Annotated in this window: 16 protein-coding genes; 12 read left to right on the top strand and 4 right to left on the bottom strand. The window is 67.7% G+C overall.

What is annotated here, in order from left to right; genetic code table 11:
• The first annotated feature begins 103 nt into the window (after positions 1–103).
• From AC1DBX_RS04400 to AC1DBX_RS04380, 5 genes are all read left to right on the top strand, one after another.
• Positions 104–1,036 carry an ABC transporter ATP-binding protein gene (locus AC1DBX_RS04400; RefSeq protein WP_476851365.1) on the top strand — a complete coding sequence of 311 codons (933 nt, stop codon included), beginning with the start codon at positions 104–106 and terminating at the stop codon, positions 1,034–1,036.
• Positions 1,029–2,621 (top strand): ABC transporter permease, encoded by a 1,593-nt coding sequence (locus AC1DBX_RS04395; RefSeq protein ID WP_476931148.1) that lies wholly within the window; start codon positions 1,029–1,031, stop codon positions 2,619–2,621. Before AC1DBX_RS04400 ends, AC1DBX_RS04395 begins: the two co-directional genes overlap by 8 nt.
• Positions 2,622–2,738: 117 nt before the next feature.
• The gene (locus tag AC1DBX_RS04390) at positions 2,739–3,470 is read left to right on the top strand and encodes an MgtC/SapB family protein (protein ID WP_028276975.1); all 732 of its coding nucleotides are present in this window, start codon (positions 2,739–2,741) and stop codon (positions 3,468–3,470) included.
• An 84-nt stretch (positions 3,471–3,554) separates the two neighbouring features.
• On the top strand, positions 3,555–4,097 hold the full coding sequence (locus AC1DBX_RS04385; RefSeq protein ID WP_476931147.1) for a GNAT family N-acetyltransferase: 543 nt from the start codon (positions 3,555–3,557) through the stop codon (positions 4,095–4,097).
• A 62-nt stretch (positions 4,098–4,159) separates the two neighbouring features.
• Positions 4,160–4,576 carry a VOC family protein gene (locus AC1DBX_RS04380; protein ID WP_476851362.1) on the top strand — a complete coding sequence of 139 codons (417 nt, stop codon included), beginning with the start codon at positions 4,160–4,162 and terminating at the stop codon, positions 4,574–4,576.
• 13 nt (positions 4,577–4,589) lie between these two features.
• On the opposite strand, the gene AC1DBX_RS04375 is transcribed toward AC1DBX_RS04380, so the two are convergent.
• Complete coding sequence (locus tag AC1DBX_RS04375; protein ID WP_476851361.1) at positions 4,590–5,024, bottom strand: DUF7144 family membrane protein; 435 nt, start codon at positions 5,022–5,024, stop codon at positions 4,590–4,592.
• Between the two features lie 182 nt (positions 5,025–5,206).
• Here AC1DBX_RS04375 and AC1DBX_RS04370 point away from each other — a divergent pair, with 182 nt between their 5' ends.
• From AC1DBX_RS04370 to trxA, 3 genes are all read left to right on the top strand, one after another.
• Positions 5,207–5,935 (top strand): Type 1 glutamine amidotransferase-like domain-containing protein, encoded by a 729-nt coding sequence (locus AC1DBX_RS04370; RefSeq protein ID WP_476851360.1) that lies wholly within the window; start codon positions 5,207–5,209, stop codon positions 5,933–5,935.
• Between the two features lie 53 nt (positions 5,936–5,988).
• Positions 5,989–6,534, top strand: a complete 546-nt coding sequence (locus AC1DBX_RS04365; protein ID WP_223913754.1) for an acyl-CoA thioesterase — start codon at positions 5,989–5,991, stop codon at positions 6,532–6,534.
• A 78-nt stretch (positions 6,535–6,612) separates the two neighbouring features.
• Complete coding sequence (gene trxA / locus AC1DBX_RS04360; RefSeq protein ID WP_018773584.1) at positions 6,613–7,026, top strand: thioredoxin; 414 nt, start codon at positions 6,613–6,615, stop codon at positions 7,024–7,026.
• Positions 7,027–7,134: 108 nt separating this feature from the next.
• Here trxA and AC1DBX_RS04355 read toward each other — a convergent pair whose 3' ends face one another.
• Positions 7,135–7,413, bottom strand: a complete 279-nt coding sequence (locus AC1DBX_RS04355) for a putative quinol monooxygenase (protein ID WP_223913755.1) — start codon at positions 7,411–7,413, stop codon at positions 7,135–7,137.
• A 111-nt stretch (positions 7,414–7,524) separates the two neighbouring features.
• Between AC1DBX_RS04355 and AC1DBX_RS04350 the strand changes: the two genes are divergently transcribed.
• Both AC1DBX_RS04350 and AC1DBX_RS04345 read left to right on the top strand, forming a co-directional pair.
• Entirely contained in the window at positions 7,525–9,213 is a 1,689-nt protein-coding gene (locus AC1DBX_RS04350) for an AMP-binding protein (RefSeq protein WP_476931146.1), read from the top strand.
• Positions 9,214–9,345: 132 nt separating this feature from the next.
• Positions 9,346–10,263: an endonuclease domain-containing protein gene (locus tag AC1DBX_RS04345; RefSeq protein ID WP_476931145.1), complete on the top strand. Its 918-nt coding sequence runs from the start codon at positions 9,346–9,348 to the stop codon at positions 10,261–10,263.
• 103 nt (positions 10,264–10,366) lie between these two features.
• Here AC1DBX_RS04345 and AC1DBX_RS04340 read toward each other — a convergent pair whose 3' ends face one another.
• Positions 10,367–11,347: a DNA-3-methyladenine glycosylase family protein gene (locus tag AC1DBX_RS04340; RefSeq protein WP_476931144.1), complete on the bottom strand. Its 981-nt coding sequence runs from the start codon at positions 11,345–11,347 to the stop codon at positions 10,367–10,369.
• A gap of 165 nt (positions 11,348–11,512) precedes the next feature.
• On the opposite strand from AC1DBX_RS04340, the gene AC1DBX_RS04335 reads away from it, so the two are divergent.
• The gene (locus AC1DBX_RS04335) at positions 11,513–11,941 is read left to right on the top strand and encodes a VOC family protein (protein WP_476931143.1); all 429 of its coding nucleotides are present in this window, start codon (positions 11,513–11,515) and stop codon (positions 11,939–11,941) included.
• 34 nt (positions 11,942–11,975) lie between these two features.
• On the opposite strand, the gene AC1DBX_RS04330 is transcribed toward AC1DBX_RS04335, so the two are convergent.
• Positions 11,976–13,169 (bottom strand): ArsB/NhaD family transporter, encoded by a 1,194-nt coding sequence (locus AC1DBX_RS04330; RefSeq protein WP_476931142.1) that lies wholly within the window; start codon positions 13,167–13,169, stop codon positions 11,976–11,978.
• Between the two features lie 81 nt (positions 13,170–13,250).
• Between AC1DBX_RS04330 and AC1DBX_RS04325 the strand changes: the two genes are divergently transcribed.
• Entirely contained in the window at positions 13,251–14,636 is a 1,386-nt protein-coding gene (locus tag AC1DBX_RS04325) for a cystathionine beta-synthase (protein WP_243181137.1), read from the top strand.
• The last annotated feature ends 17 nt before the right edge of the window (positions 14,637–14,653 follow it).

The following is a 14,653-nucleotide window of genomic DNA, read 5'->3' as shown; positions in this document are numbered from 1 at the left end:
CGTCCCCCGGTGCCGGAGTGACAGCACGGCGACAGGCCGCCCGCGGGCGAAGGGGTCATTCGGCCGGGGCGGGATTGCCGATCCCGGGCGTATCGTGTCCCCCATGGCGAATGTCCTGGAGATGGTCGGCGTTGTGAAGCGGTTCGGTCCCGTGGTTGCCTTGAATGGGTTGGACTTTTCAGTCGAGGCGGGCGAGGTCCACGGCTTCCTCGGACCGAACGGCTCCGGCAAATCGACCACGATTCGCCTGCTGCTGGGCATGCTTCGCGCCAATGCTGGCTCCATCCGGGTGCTGGGCCTTGACCCGTGGCGCGACGTCGCGAGCCTCCACCGGGGCCTGGCCTACGTCCCCGGGGATGTGGCGTTGTGGCCCAACCTGACCGGCGCAGAAGTGATCGACCTCCTCGGCCGGCTCCAGGGCGGCCAGGACCTGGCCCGGCGGGCCCAGCTGTTGGAGCTCTTCGACCTCGATCCGACCAAGAAGTCCCGGGCCTACTCCAAAGGCAACCGGCAGAAAGTGGCCTTGGTCGCTGCCCTGGCCACCGACGCTGAGCTGTTCCTGCTGGACGAGCCCACCAGCGGACTGGACCCCCTGATGGAGGAGGCCTTCCGCGGCTGTATCCGGGAACTGCGTAACCAGGGCCGCACGGTACTGCTTAGCAGCCATATCCTCAGCGAGGCCGAGGCACTTTCGGACCGCGTGAGCATCATCCGTGAGGGCCGGGTGGTGGAGACGGGGCGGCTTGATGAACTCAGGCACCTGACCCGCACCTCCGTCACTGCCGATGTCGCGGTGGTACCGGTGGGCTTGGATGCCCTGCCAGGCGTGCACGACGTCGTCGTCACGAACCACCGCGTCAGCGCCCAAGTGGAACCGTCCGGCCTGGCCCCGTTCATGCGGGCGTTGACCGACGCGGGACTCGTCGCGCTGACCAGCCAGCCGCCCACTCTGGAGGATCTCTTCCTTCGCCACTACGGCGCTGCGGTGCCCGTGGCCGCGGCCGGGTCGAGCAGCGGACGCACCGCCGATGCGTGAAACGTTGGCGGGGACCGGAGTCCTGATCAGGCTCGGGCTCCGCCGCGACCGATGGCTGTTGCCGGCGTGGATCGCCGGATTCGCCGCGACAACGTATTCAACCGCGGTGGCCGGCGCCGAGCTCTACCCCGATGTGGAGAGCCGGGTCGAGGCCGCGACGGCCCTGAATGCCACGGCCTCGCTCGTGGCCCTCTTCGGCAGGGTCTACGATCCCACGTCCCTCGGCGCCCTGTCCCTCATCAAGTACACGGCGTTCATGGCTGCCATCCTCGCCGTCCTGATGGTGTTCATCACCGTCCGCCATACCCGCAGCGACGAAGAGTCCGGGCGGCTCGAGCTCCTGGGCGGCGGCCGGATGGGCCGCGACGCGCCGCTCGCGGCCGCCCTCACCATCAGCTTCGGAGCCAGCATTGTCCTGGGGCTGGTCACTGCGGTGTCTTTGGCCGCCGGCGGACTTCCGGCGGCCGGCTCGATCGCGTTCGGACTGGGCTGGGCCGCCACCGGCATGGCATTCAGTGCCGTGGCCGGGGTCACCGCCCAGCTGACGGCCAGCGCGCGGGCGGCCACGGGAATGAGCCTCGGCGTCGTTGCCGTGACCTATGCGCTGCGTGCGGTGGGGGACCTCGCCGAACCGGGGCCCTCCGCCCTGTCCTGGCTTTCGCCGATCGGCTGGAACCAGCAGATCCGGGCCTTCGCCGGGGACCAGTGGTGGGTGCTCGCCCTGCCACTGGCACTGTGCGCCTTACTCGTGCCCGTGGCCCTGGCACTCCGCGCCCGTCGGGACCTCGGCTGCGGCCTGCGCCAGGAGCGCCCCGGCCCGGCTCGCGGCTCGCTCCGCGGGGTTGGGGACCTCGCTGTGCGGCTCCAGTTCCGGCTGCTGGCGGCCTGGGCGGTCGCCTTCGTGGTGTTCGGCGTGGTGATCGGATCGCTGGCCGGCAACGTCATGGACTTGTTGAGTTCGCCCAACGTGCAGGACCTGATCATGATGCTGGGCGGAACCCAGGCCATGACGGATGCCTTCATTGCAGCGGAGATCAGCATCATGGGACTGCTGGCCGCTGCCTACGGACTGTCCGCGGCCAGCCGGCTCCGTGACGAGGAGACCGACGGCCACGTCGAGGCACTGCTGGGCACCGCCACCACCCGGCCGCGGTGGGCGACCAGCCATTTCGCCCTGGCGCTGGCCGGCGTCGCCGTGCTCATGCTGCTGGCCGGAGTGTCGGTCGGGGCCGGCGCAGCCACCGTCCTGGCCGATGCCAACCAACTTGGCCGCGTCACACTGGCCGCTGCCGCCCAGATCCCCGCGGCCTGGGTCATGACCGCTGCGGTGCTGGCGGTGTTCGGCTGGGCGCCCCGGCTCACCGGGACGGTCTGGGCCCTGCTGCTGCTCTTCGTCGCGCTTGGTGAGTTTGGCGTGCTGTGGAATGCCCCGGAGTGGCTGATGGAGCTCTCCCCGTTCCGGCACTCGCCGCTGCTGCCCCTGGATTCCGGCGCCGTCGGGCCGTTGCTCGGACTTACGGTGATTGCCGCGGCGCTCGCCGCGCTGGGGTACGCCGGCTGGCGCCGCCGGGATCTGGCCCCGTGAGCGGGCCAGAGCAGCCACTACTCGCCACTAGGGGGCAGCGGTAATATCAGATTCGAGAGTTCTTGGCGCATTCCGGCACTGACGGGACGCCGCTCTCGGGCCGGGTCGGAGGGCGGGATGCAGGACGCATACGGGCTATATACCCCGACCACGCTGGTGGAAATCGGGCTTCTGCTGGCGACATTTATCCTCTGCTCCCTGATTGGCACTGAGCGGCAGGTCCGGCAAAAGGTCGCTGGCTACCGCACCCACGTCCTGGTCGGCCTCGGATCGTGCACGTTCACCCTGATCTCCGCCTACGGCTTCGCCGCCGCGCTGGCGCCCGGGGCCACCATGGACCCGTCCCGGATTGCAGCCCAAATCGTCAGCGGCATCGGCTTCCTCGGTGCCGGGGTGATTTTCAAGGGACGGAACGTAGTCCGCGGCCTGACGACGGCGGCCAGCATTTGGGTTTCTGCCGCCGTCGGCATGGCGTGCGGGGCCGGAATGCTGTCCCTGGCTGTTTCGCTGACCGCTTTCCACCTCATCACGTTGTACGTCGTTTCTCCCGTGATCAGGAAGATCCCGACCCCCGACGCCCACCGGGTTCTGCACCTGGGCTACGACGACAACCGGGGCGTGCTGCGGCAAGTGTTGGAGATCGCCACGAATATGGGGTTCAGCTCGTCGATCCTGAGCATCAATAAGGCGGGCGATGAACAAAAGCCGATCGTCCTCATGGACATCCGCTTCCATGGTCATCTTCCGCTGCGGGAACTCGTCCCCTACCTCCTTGATGTGCCCGGCGTGCAGAGTGTGACCGTTCGCGGCACCGATCCGAACGAGGACGACGACGATCCCAGCGCCTGAGAACCCCATCAAGCACACCACCGGGACTCCCGTGACTGGCGCACGCTGATTGAAGCCGTTCGGGATGACCGTTAGAGTCTGCGGATGACCGAGAACAGCGTCGCTTTGACGGATACCGTGTGCGTGCGGGTGCTGCGCAGGTCCGACGCCAGGCCCCTGGCCGACGCCTACCGGCGGAACCGGGAGCACCTGGCGCCCTGGGAACCGGTGCGGTTTGAGAAATTCTTCACCGCAGAGGGACAAGCCGCCAGCATTGAATCCAAGCTCGGATTGTTCATCGCGGGAACAGACGTGCCCTGGGTCCTCGTGGAAGGCTCCCGCATCATCGGTGTGATCAACCTCAGCGGGATTGTCCGGGGGCCATTCCTCAGCGCCCACCTCGGCTACTGGGTGGACAAGGACCTGACGGGGCTGGGAATTGGCTCGGCCGCGGTGGAGTTCGCCCTCCAGACCGCGCGCAACGAACTGGGACTGCACCGGCTGCAGGCCTCAACCCTCCCGCACAACGCCGCGTCTCAGCGGATCCTGAAGCGGGCTGGCTTTGAGGAGATCGGTTTGGCAGCCCAGTACCTTCGGATTGCCGGATCCTGGCAGGACCACATCCTCTTCCAGCGGATACTGTTCTGATGGCTGATATTCCGGTTGCACCAGGTCCCGTTGCGCCAGGTCCCGTTGCGCCAGGTCCCGTTGTGCCGGTTCCCATCGCACCGGGGGACTTTGGTGCCCTGCACCATGTAGAACTCTGGGTGCCGGACCTGCAGCGGGCCAGGGACCAGTGGGGCTGGCTGCTGGGCAGGCTGGGCTACGAGGCCTACCAGGACTGGGCCCACGGGTGCAGCTGGCGCCGCGGGCCGACGTACATCGTCGTCGAGCAGTCCCCGGCGCTGACCGGAACGGCGCACGACCGCAAAGCCCCGGGCCTGAACCACCTGGCGTTCAGCGCGGGGACCCGGGCTGACGTGGACGCCATGGCGGGCGAGAGCGTCAGCCACGGCTGGGCCGAGCTGTTTCCGGACAAGTATCCGCACGCAGGCGGCCCCGGCCACTTCGCCGCCTACCTCGTGAACGCGGATGGCTACGAAGTGGAGCTGATTGCTGCGGGCTGATCGCGTCGGGGCCTTACGGGTTGGTTGGCGGAGGTGCCTGCTCAGCCTTCAGTTCCTCGCCGTGGGCGATGATCGCGTAGATGATCAGCACGTCCATGGCGATGACGATGACGGACCACCACGGCTGCTGCGGAATGAGCATCAGTTGAACGACCGCACTGAAGCCGGCAACGACGACGCCAACGACTCGAGCCCACGTTGCGCCGGCGAAGAGCGCGACGGCGGTGAGGATCAAGAGCACCCCGAGGGCGACATTCCACCAGCCCCACCCCTTCGCATCGAAGAGGAACAGGGTTCCCGGGGTCGACAAATAGTAGGTGTCGGGTCCGGTGAGCGCGACGAGGCCTTGAAGGCCGCTGAAAACGCCGTTGATGATCAGAATGACTCCGGCGAAACGGACCCAACCGGTCCAGCCGGTCGCAGTGACAGGGTGATGGGCAGTACTCATAGTGTCGACCGCTTTCCGTTGAATGCTCTGCCGTCGGCCTCATGGTCGGCGCAGTCGTGGGGTGAAGCTAGTACCGATTCCGATTATGTTCCTCGCAGTCCGGACCGGTCAATCGCTATAGGTCCTCGGAGCCGCCCGCGCCGGGCTCATTGCGATTGCCGTGGATCCGGGTACGTTGAACCATGACCATCCTGCTTGTTGGCGGCGGCCCCGACACCGTAACCACAGCTGCCGTCTTCGACCGCTTCGTCAAGGAACTCCGGCACCGGGCCACCGGCAGGGTTCCGCGCGTCGCTGTGGTTCTCTTTGACCATGAGGGCAGCTCGGAATATTTCCTGCCTGCCTATGTGGTGCCGTTGGAGTCCCGGACAGCCTGCGAGGTCGTCCCGGTCCTCCTCGGCTTCAACCGGGGCGCGGACCCTGCCGCGTTCGACGACGTCGACGGCATCGTCGTCGGGGGCGGGCCGACGCCGGGCTATCTGGAAGGCTTGCTGCCGTCCGCGCAGCCCATCCGCAGTCTGGTCTCCGACGGTGTGCCGTATATGGGATTCTCAGCCGGCGCGATGGTGGCGCCGGTGCGGGCGATCGTGGGCGGCTACCGGATCCGCGGCACCGAGGTCTGCCCGGCGGATTGGTCGGAGGGTCTGGAAGAAGTGGAGATCCGCGACGGGCTGGGCCTGGTGCCTTTCGCCGTCGACGTGCACGCCGCGCAGGCGGGAACCCTCGGCCGGGCCGTTGGGGCGGTGGCAAAAGGTCTCGTGGACCGCGCGGTCGCCGTGGACGAGGACACTGCCCTGGTCCTGCACCACGCGGACCTGGAGGAGCTGGACGTGATCGGCACCGGGAACTGCTGGACGATTCGGGGCGCTGGCACCAAGGCCACCGTCTCGGTTCTGTCGGCGCGCAGCTAGGTTCCGGCACCCACCCCTTGGCACACTTGTTACCCGCGGGTAACATATGACTCATGCATCTCCTGTTCCGGACTCTCCTGCTGCTGTTCACGTCCTCACGCCGCTCACCGTTGAGCATCTGGGACAACTCCTCGCTGCCGCTGCGGGTCCTGCCCACGGACATCGACATCGCCCTGCACGTCAATAACGGCATGTACTTCTCGCTCATGGACCTCGGACGCTTCGACCTCATGGCCCGCAGCGGCACCTGGAAGAAGATGCGCCGCCGGGGCTGGACGCCGGTCGCGGCGGGGGAGACCATCGCGTTCCGCCGTTCGCTGCAGCTCTGGCAGCAGTACACGATCGAGTCCAGGATCATCGGCCTGGACTCTAAGGCCATCTACTTCGAACAGCGGATGGTGGTGGACGGCGAAGTGTACGCGCGGGCCTATATCGCCACCCGGCTTCTGAGCAAGGGCAAGCCCGTCAGCCAGGAGGAAATCATCCGCGAGTTCGGCGCCCCGCCGTCGGACCTGGAGCTGCCCGGGTGGATCCACGAATGGCGCGAAACCAACGCCCTGCCCGGCGCCAGGCGTCCGGCCCCGCACGCCTGGGCGTGACCTGCCTACAGCCCCGCCCGGATGTGCCAACAGCGAAATGCCGGGGACAATCCGTGCCCGCTCCCGTACCGTTGACTCATGGCTACCGTAGACATCACAGGTGAACAGTTCGCATCGACAGTCGAGGATAACGACATTGTCCTCGTCGATTTCTGGGCCGAATGGTGCGGCCCGTGCAAGCAGTTCGGCCCCACGTACTCGGCGATCTCCGAGAAGCACCCGGATGTCGTCTTCTCCAAGGTCGACACCGAAGCCGAGCAGCAGCTCGCCGCCGAGGCCGGCATCACGTCGATTCCCACGCTGATGGCCTTCCGCGAAAAGGTCCTGGTGTTCTCGCAGCCTGGCGCCCTGAACGCGCAGCAGCTCGAGCAGGTGGTCGACGCCGTCAAGGCCCTGGACATGGAAGAAGTCCACGCCCACGTGGCCCGGTCCCAGGCCGAGGCCGCCGCAGCTGCGGCCAAGCAGGACGGCACCCAGATCCCGGAGGCCTGAACGTCCACGGCTTAATCCCAGGCTTAACGCAACGCGGGGTCACTCCGCGCCCATAAATCCCTCTGGGATGGGCGCGGAGTGACCCCGCGTTGTGGTTGGAAGGGTGGGTTAGAGCGTTTCGAGCTTGACCGGCTCTGCCAGCAGCGCGCTGAGGGATTCGTTCAGGTCCTGGACGGCCGTGCCCTTGGAGTGCTTGTCCAGGTCCGCTTGGCTGGCCCACCGTTCGGTCAGGACGAGCTTGTCCTCGCTGGCCTCGGTGAGCTCGTAGCGGATGCAGCCGGGCTCGTTGACCACCTCGTCGATCGCGATGTCCAGGGCGAGCTTCACGCGGAAGAATTCGCCGTCGTTGGGGATGAAAATGGCCTGAAGGTCAACGGGTGCACTCATGGCAATCACCCTACCGGGCTGCCGGGCAGGCGCCGGACCATGACCCAAGATTTCATAGGACTTCCAAGCTTTGCCCTTCTTTTGCCTCCGCACTGTTGGTAGCGTCACACCATGCTTGCTTACACAGCCGGGGACACTGACGTCCCGCTGCTCGAGGAAACCATTGGCGCGAACTTCGAACGGATCGCGGCGCGGTTCCCGTACCACGACGCCCTGATCGAGGCCGCCGCGGTACCCGGCGAAGAGGCCCGGCGGTGGAGTTACACCAAGTTGAACGACGACGTCGACCGCCTGGCACGTGCGCTCCTCGCCCTGGGCGTCGCGAAGGGCGAGCGGATCGGCATCTGGAGCCCCAACTGCGCCGAGTGGACCATCCTGCAGTACGCCACCGCGAAGGTCGGGGCGATCCTGGTCAACGTCAACCCCGCCTACCGCAGCCATGAGCTCGAGTTTGTGGTCACCCAGAACGGCATGCGCATGCTGGTCACCGCGCCGTCGGACAGGAACAGCGACTACACAGCGATGGCGCGGCAGGCGCTGGCGGCGTGCCCGGATCTGCGCGAGCTGGTCTTCCTCCCGGACGCCGGCCTGGACGGGCTGACCGCAGGCGAACCCGGCACTGACGCGGAGCGCACCTATGCCGAGCTGCTCAAGCGGGCCGACGACGTCGGGCACTCCGAGCTGAAAGTGCGCATGGCGGCACTGGACGCGCAGGACCCCGTCAATCTGCAGTACACCTCCGGCACCACGGGGTTCCCGAAGGGCGCCACGCTGACGCACCACAACATCCTTAATAACGGTTATTCGATCGGCGAACAGCTGGGCTACACGGAACACGACCGCGTGGTGATCCCGGTGCCCTTCTATCACTGCTTCGGCATGGTGATCGGGAACCTCGCGGCGCTCAGCCACGGGGCCGCCACCATCATCCCCGGCCGGTCATTCTCGCCGGCCGCGGCGCTGGAAGCGGTGCAGGACTTCGGCGGAACCTCGCTGTACGGCGTGCCGACCATGTTCATCGCCGAGCTCGCCCTGCCGGACTTCGCCTCCTACGACCTCTCGACACTGCGCACGGGCGTCATGGCCGGCTCGCTGTGTCCCATCGAGGTGATGAACCGGGTCATCACGGAAATGAACATGAAAGACGTCGCCATTTGCTACGGCATGACGGAGACCTCGCCGGTGTCCACGATGACCCGGAGCGTGGACACCACGGCCCAGCGCACCGAGACTGTGGGCCGGACCATGCCGAACATGGAGAGCCGGATCGTGGACCCGGTCACGGGAGAGGTGGTGGAGCGCGGCGGGATCGGCGAACTCTGCACGCGCGGCTACGCGGTGATGCGCGGGTACTGGAACCAGCCTGACAAGACCGCCGAGGCGATCGACGCCGACGCCTGGATGCACACGGGAGACCTCGCCCGGATGGACGCGGACGGGTACATCGTGATCGAGGGCCGGATCAAGGACATGGTGATCCGCGGCGGCGAGAACGTCTATCCGCGCGAAATCGAGGAATTCCTCTACACCCACCCGGACATCCAGGACGTTCAGGTGATCGGTGTCCCGGACGAAAAGTACGGCGAGGAGCTGATGGCCTGCGTCATTTTGAAGCCGGGGGCCGCGCCGATGGACGCCGCCAGCCTGGCCGAGTTCTGCCGCGGCAAGCTGGCGCACTACAAGATCCCGCGCTACGTGGATGTCCGGGAGAGCTTCCCGATGACCGTTTCCGGCAAGATCCGCAAGGTGGACATGCGCCAGGAAGCGGCGGCCCGGCTGGGCCTCCAGACCGGCGGCTGACAGCAACGCGGGGTCACTTAAGGCCCATCCCGAGGCGCCGGACGGGCCGTAAGTGACCCCGTGTTGAGGCGATTCCGGAGGGCCTGTGGATAACCTCAGCGTCGAGGTTGATCCGCGGTCACAATGGTGCGCATGGTCCGCATTGTGCCGCTTCCCGAAAGCCTCACCCTCACACCGTTCACCGTCTATGAGTCGCGCGCGCTGGGTATTCCGCCCAAACGTCTACGGGCGCACGATTTGTCCGACGGCGGCCGCCTTATCTATCTGCCGGCCGGCCGGCAGCTTGAGATCGTCGAACGGGCCAGGGTCCTCGCCGCTGCTACCCCGGGTGCCTGGGCGTCCCATGAAACCGCGGCCGTGCTGACCAGGCTCGGGCTGCCGCCGTGGTTGGGCGAATGCCACACCATCCACCTCAGCAAACCCCATGAACTGCCCAGAGTCCGCCGTGCCGGGGTCACTGGCCACCGCGTGCGGCTCATTCCGGGCGAGCTGACCGACGTCGACGGCATCCCTGTCACGGCGCCGCCCCGCACTTGGCTGGATCTGGCCGCAGTCCTGCCGCTCAACTACCTCATCGCGATGGGGGACCAGCTCATCCGACAGCCCAGGCCCAGCCTCGAACTGAGGTCGGAGCCCTACGCCTACAAGGATGGCCTGCGGCTGCTGATCCGCCAGCATCCCAACATGAAGGGTGTCGAGAAGGCACGGCTTGCGCTGGACGAGATGCGGGTGGGCGCCGACTCTTTTCCGGAGACCTTCCTGCGGCTGGCGCTGTTGGATGTGCGTCTGCCAGAGCCGGAGCTGCAGTTGAGGCTCGACCCGGAAGACCCGCGCTCGCCGGCGGCAGACATGGGCTACCGGCGGTACCGGATCGCCGTGCAGTACGACGGCGCCCACCACCTCACGCGGGAACAGCAGTCTCGGGACAACCGGCGGGACGAAGAGTTCCGCAGCGCCGGATGGGCGTATTTCAAAGTCAACGCCGACGATCTTGCCGAGGGATTCGACGGCGTCATCGCCCGGATCAAGAGGGCCCGGCTCCGCGCCTGAGCAAAATCCGCCCCGCCTGTCCCGCCCACACCAACGCGGGGTCAGATCGCGCCCATAAAGGGGCCCCGGATGGGCCGTAAGTGACCCCGCGTTGCTCCTGAGGTCAGTGGCTGCGGTGGTCCTGGATGGTCATGCGCGGGCCAAATGTCGGTTTCCGGAAGCCGCTCAGCCCGATCATCCGGACCACCCGCTGCCGGTGCCCCGCCCATGGAGCCAGCAGCCTGAGCATGCCGGCGTCGTCTGTCCGGCGGCCGGTCAGGGCGGCACCCACGTAGGCCGCAAGGTGGTAGTCGCCGACCGAGATCGAATCCGGGCAGCCGTGCGTGCGCTGCACTACCTCCGCCGCCGTCCAGACCCCGATTCCGGGCAGCGTCTGCAGCTTGGCTGCCGCCTCCGCGGCGGGGAGGGCGGCGAGCCGTTCCAGCGCGGCGGCCGACCGCAGCGCCCGCATGACGGTTCCCGACCGCTGCGGGCCCACGCCGGCCTTGTGCCACTCCCAGGACGGGATGAGCAGCCACTGCGCGGCCGTCGGCTGGACCAGCAGATTGGCGGGCGCGACGGTGCCGGCGCCCGGCGCCGCCGTCCCGAAGCGGTACATCAGGTAGCGGTATCCGCGGCGGGCCTCGATAACGGTCACCTTCTGCTCCAGGATGGTCGGCACGAGTGAATCGATCATCCTGCCGGTTGCAGGCAGCCGGATCGCGAGGTTCCGGCGTCGGGCTTCAACCACCATGCGCGGGAGGCTCGCGTGGAATGCGGGCTCGTCGAAGCCGGACCAGTCGTCGTCGCTCCCGAGCATGCGCGGGACGGAATCGACGGCGTCCCCCGCTCCGGGACCCCAGGCCTGCGCGTCCACGGCAGGGTCAGCCCGCGTCCCGGCCGTTGCCAGGCGCAGCGTGGCCGGACCGCGGGGCGTCGTGAACGCGAACCAGATGCCGTCCGGGGCGGTGCGGATGGACGGGTCGCCGTGGCCGCGCAGCAGCGTGCCGATGGTTTGCATCAAGTCGAACGGGCCGCCCGGGTGCCACCGCAATGAGGCGTCCGCCGCGGCGGCAATGCCTGCGGGGGCGTCTGCAAGGCTCATTCGAACATGTTCCCACGGCCCGCTGACAGCAGCGGCATCCGCGGCAACGATGCAGGGGCCGTACGGCCCTTAACCTCCCGCGCTGCCGGGGCTAAAATCCGGCTAGTGGCGTGCTGTGTCCGCGCCCGCCTCTGGGCACCGAATCCTTGTTTTTAGGAGAGTGTGATGGCTGGTGGAGTGGTACATTTCGAAATTCCCGCAGACGACGAGGGCCGCGCACGGGAGTTCTACAGTTCGGCGTTCGGCTGGGAGGTAAGCCAGGTGCCGGAGATGAGCTACGCCATGATCAAGACGACGCAGACGGATGCCAACGGCATGCCCTCCGTGCCGGGCTCCATCAACGGCGGCATGTTCCGCCGCGAAGGCGACCTCACATCCCCGGTGGTCACTGTGGATGTCGATGACATCGACGCGGCGTTGGAGAAGATCAATGCCCTGGGCGGCAGCACCGTCTTACCGCACGAGGCAATCGGCACCATGGGCTGGGCCGCCTACTTCCGGGACACTGAGGGCAATGTGGTCGGCCTCTGGCAGAACGCCCCGCGTGAGGGCGGCGCCGGGGCAGCGAACGCCGGGAATGACATCGGCGCCTGACGGGCCGGGCACGCCGGCCCGCAGTGCATCCACCTCACTGCATCCCGGTGGTGAGGCACAGCGCCACGACCGCCAACGGGACGGTGAGGACGACGGCGGCCACGCCGGCGAGGGCAAAGCCTCCCCAGCGGATCTCCACATTCAGGGAGCGGAGCCGCTCGTGCCACAGCAGCGTGGCCAGGGACGCCCAGGGGGTCACCAGCGGGCCCAGGTTCACGCCGATCAGCAGGGCCGCCAGCCGGGCCGGGGAGCCGCCCACCGGTTCCAGGGCCAGATAGGCGGGGAGGTTGTTGACCGCGTTGGCTGCCCCGGCGCCCAGGCCGGCGAGCTGCAGGAGCGCCGGCAGGCTCTCGCCCGTGCCGGCGATCCCGGTCAGGAACTGGGTGAGCCCGTTGGCGTGCAGGGTCTCCACCACCATGAACAGTCCGGACGTGAGCATCAGCGGGCGCCAGGGAATCATGGACCAGCGCAGGACGGAGCGCCGCCGCCAGAGGAAGAGCAGGAGCAGGGCAGCAGCCGCCGCGAGTGCCGGGATCTGCACCGGAACCCCGGAGACAAGCGCCGGGAGCAGGACCACCATGACCCCCGACGCCGAGTACAGCAGCACCCGGTCCCGGACCTTGTGGACGGGCTGGGGGCCGTACGTGCCGCGCAGGTCCTTCCGGAACGCCAGCCACAGGAGCACCAGCGGCACGAGGATGCCCACCAGGGCCGGGGCCCACACGAGCGAAGCGAACGCGGCGGGACTGAGGTTGAGCCGCTCCTGCGCGAGCAGGTTGGTCAGGTTGGAGACCGGCAGCAGCAGCGAGGCCGTGTTCGCCAGCCACACGGTGGTCAGCGCGAACGGCAGAGGCGGAATGCGGGCGTGAATGGCCAGCAGCACGACGACGGGAGTCACCAGCACCGCCGTCGTATCCAGCGACAGGAACACCGTGGAAACGGTGGCCAGGGCGATCGCGAGGAACCACAGCAAGAGGACCCGGCCGCGGCCCAGGGCGGCCAGCCGCTCCGTGACGACGCGGAAGAGCCCGGCCTCATCCACCAGTTCGGTGACAAGGGACATGGCGACCACGAACGCCAGTATCGGCACGGTGCGTGCTGCCAGCGCCTGGAAGGCGGGGACCGGCAGCAGCCCGGACACCAGCGCCGCGCACCCGGCCAGCAGCATGCCCGCGGGCAGCGCGTAGCTCTTGAACTTCTTCAGCCGGGCGATCCTCTTCACAGCCATATCCTCGCATCTGCCAGAGCCGTGGGAGCGCCGTGGCCGCGCCGACGTGCCCGCCGCGCCGGAGACGGTAACTTTGTACCTATGAAGTACGCCCCGTCCGTCCTGGACCTCATTGGCCATACGCCGCTCGTCAAACTCAACCACGTGACCGATGGCATCGCAGCCACGGTCCTGGTGAAGCTCGAATACCTGAACCCCGGCGGTTCGATCAAGGACCGCATTGCGGTCAAGATGATCGAGGAGGCCGAACGAACGGGCCAGCTCCTGCCCGGCGGCACGATCGTGGAGCCCACCTCGGGCAACACCGGCGTCGGTTTGGCGCTCGTGGCGCAGCAGAAGGGCTACCGCTGCATCTTCGTCGTGCCGGACAAGGTCGGCGAGGACAAGCGGGCCGTGCTCCAGGCCTACGGCGCGGAAGTGGTGGTCACGCCCACCGCCGTCCCGCCGGACAGCCCGCAAAGCTACTACGGCGTCTCCGACCGGCTCGTCACTGAAATCCCCGGCGCCTACAAGCCGGACCAGTTCTCCAACCCCGCCGCCCCGGCCAGCCACTATGAGACCACGGGCCCTGAGATCTGGCACGACACCGACGGCCGCATCACCCACTGCGTGATCGGCGCCGGGACCGGCGGCACGATCACCGGCACCGGCCGGTACCTCAAGGAAGTCTCCGCCGGGCGGCCCGGGGCCGAGGGTGGCGTCGTGAAGATCATCGGCGCGGATCCCGCCGGCTCGGTGTACTCCGGCGGCACGGGCCGCCCGTACTTTGTCGAGGGCGTCGGGGAGGACATGTGGCCGGCCAACTACGACAAGTCGGTCCCGGACGACGTCATTGCCGTCAGCGACGCCGACTCCTTCGCGATGACGCGCCGGCTGGCGCGCGAGGAAGGCCTGCTGGTGGGCGGCTCCTCGGGCATGGCCGTCGTGGCCGCCATGGAAGTCGCCAAGGACCTCCCGGCCGACGCCGTCGTCGTGGTCATCCTGCCGGACTCCGGCCGCGGCTACCTGGCCAAGATCTTCAACGACCAGTGGATGCGTTCCTACGGCTTCCTGGCCGGCGGGGACGAGGCGTCGGTGGGCGAGATCCTCAAGGCCAAGACCGGTGAACTCCCGGACCTCGTGCACATCCACCCGAACGAGTCCGTCCGCGACGTCATCAACATCATGAACGAGTACGGCGTCTCGCACATCCCCGTCCTGTCCCAGGAACCGCCAGTCGTCATGGGCGAGGTGCTGGGCGCCGTGGACGAACGCACCCTCACGGCCAAGCTCTTCCGCGGCGAGGCCAAGCTCTCGGACAAGATTTCCGAACACATGGAGGCCCGGCTCCCCGTGATCGGCTCGCTCGAATCGATCTCGACCGCCCGCGAACTCCTCTCCGACGCCGACACCCTCATGGTGACGTTCGTCGGCGCCCCGGTGGGGATCCTGACCCGCCACGACCTCCTCGCGTACCTCAGCAACTGACCAGTTCAAGGAGTCCC

It is taken from the genome of Arthrobacter sp. 10N44_2, assembly GCF_056394385.1.
This window is presented reverse-complemented; position numbering and strand designations above follow the sequence as displayed.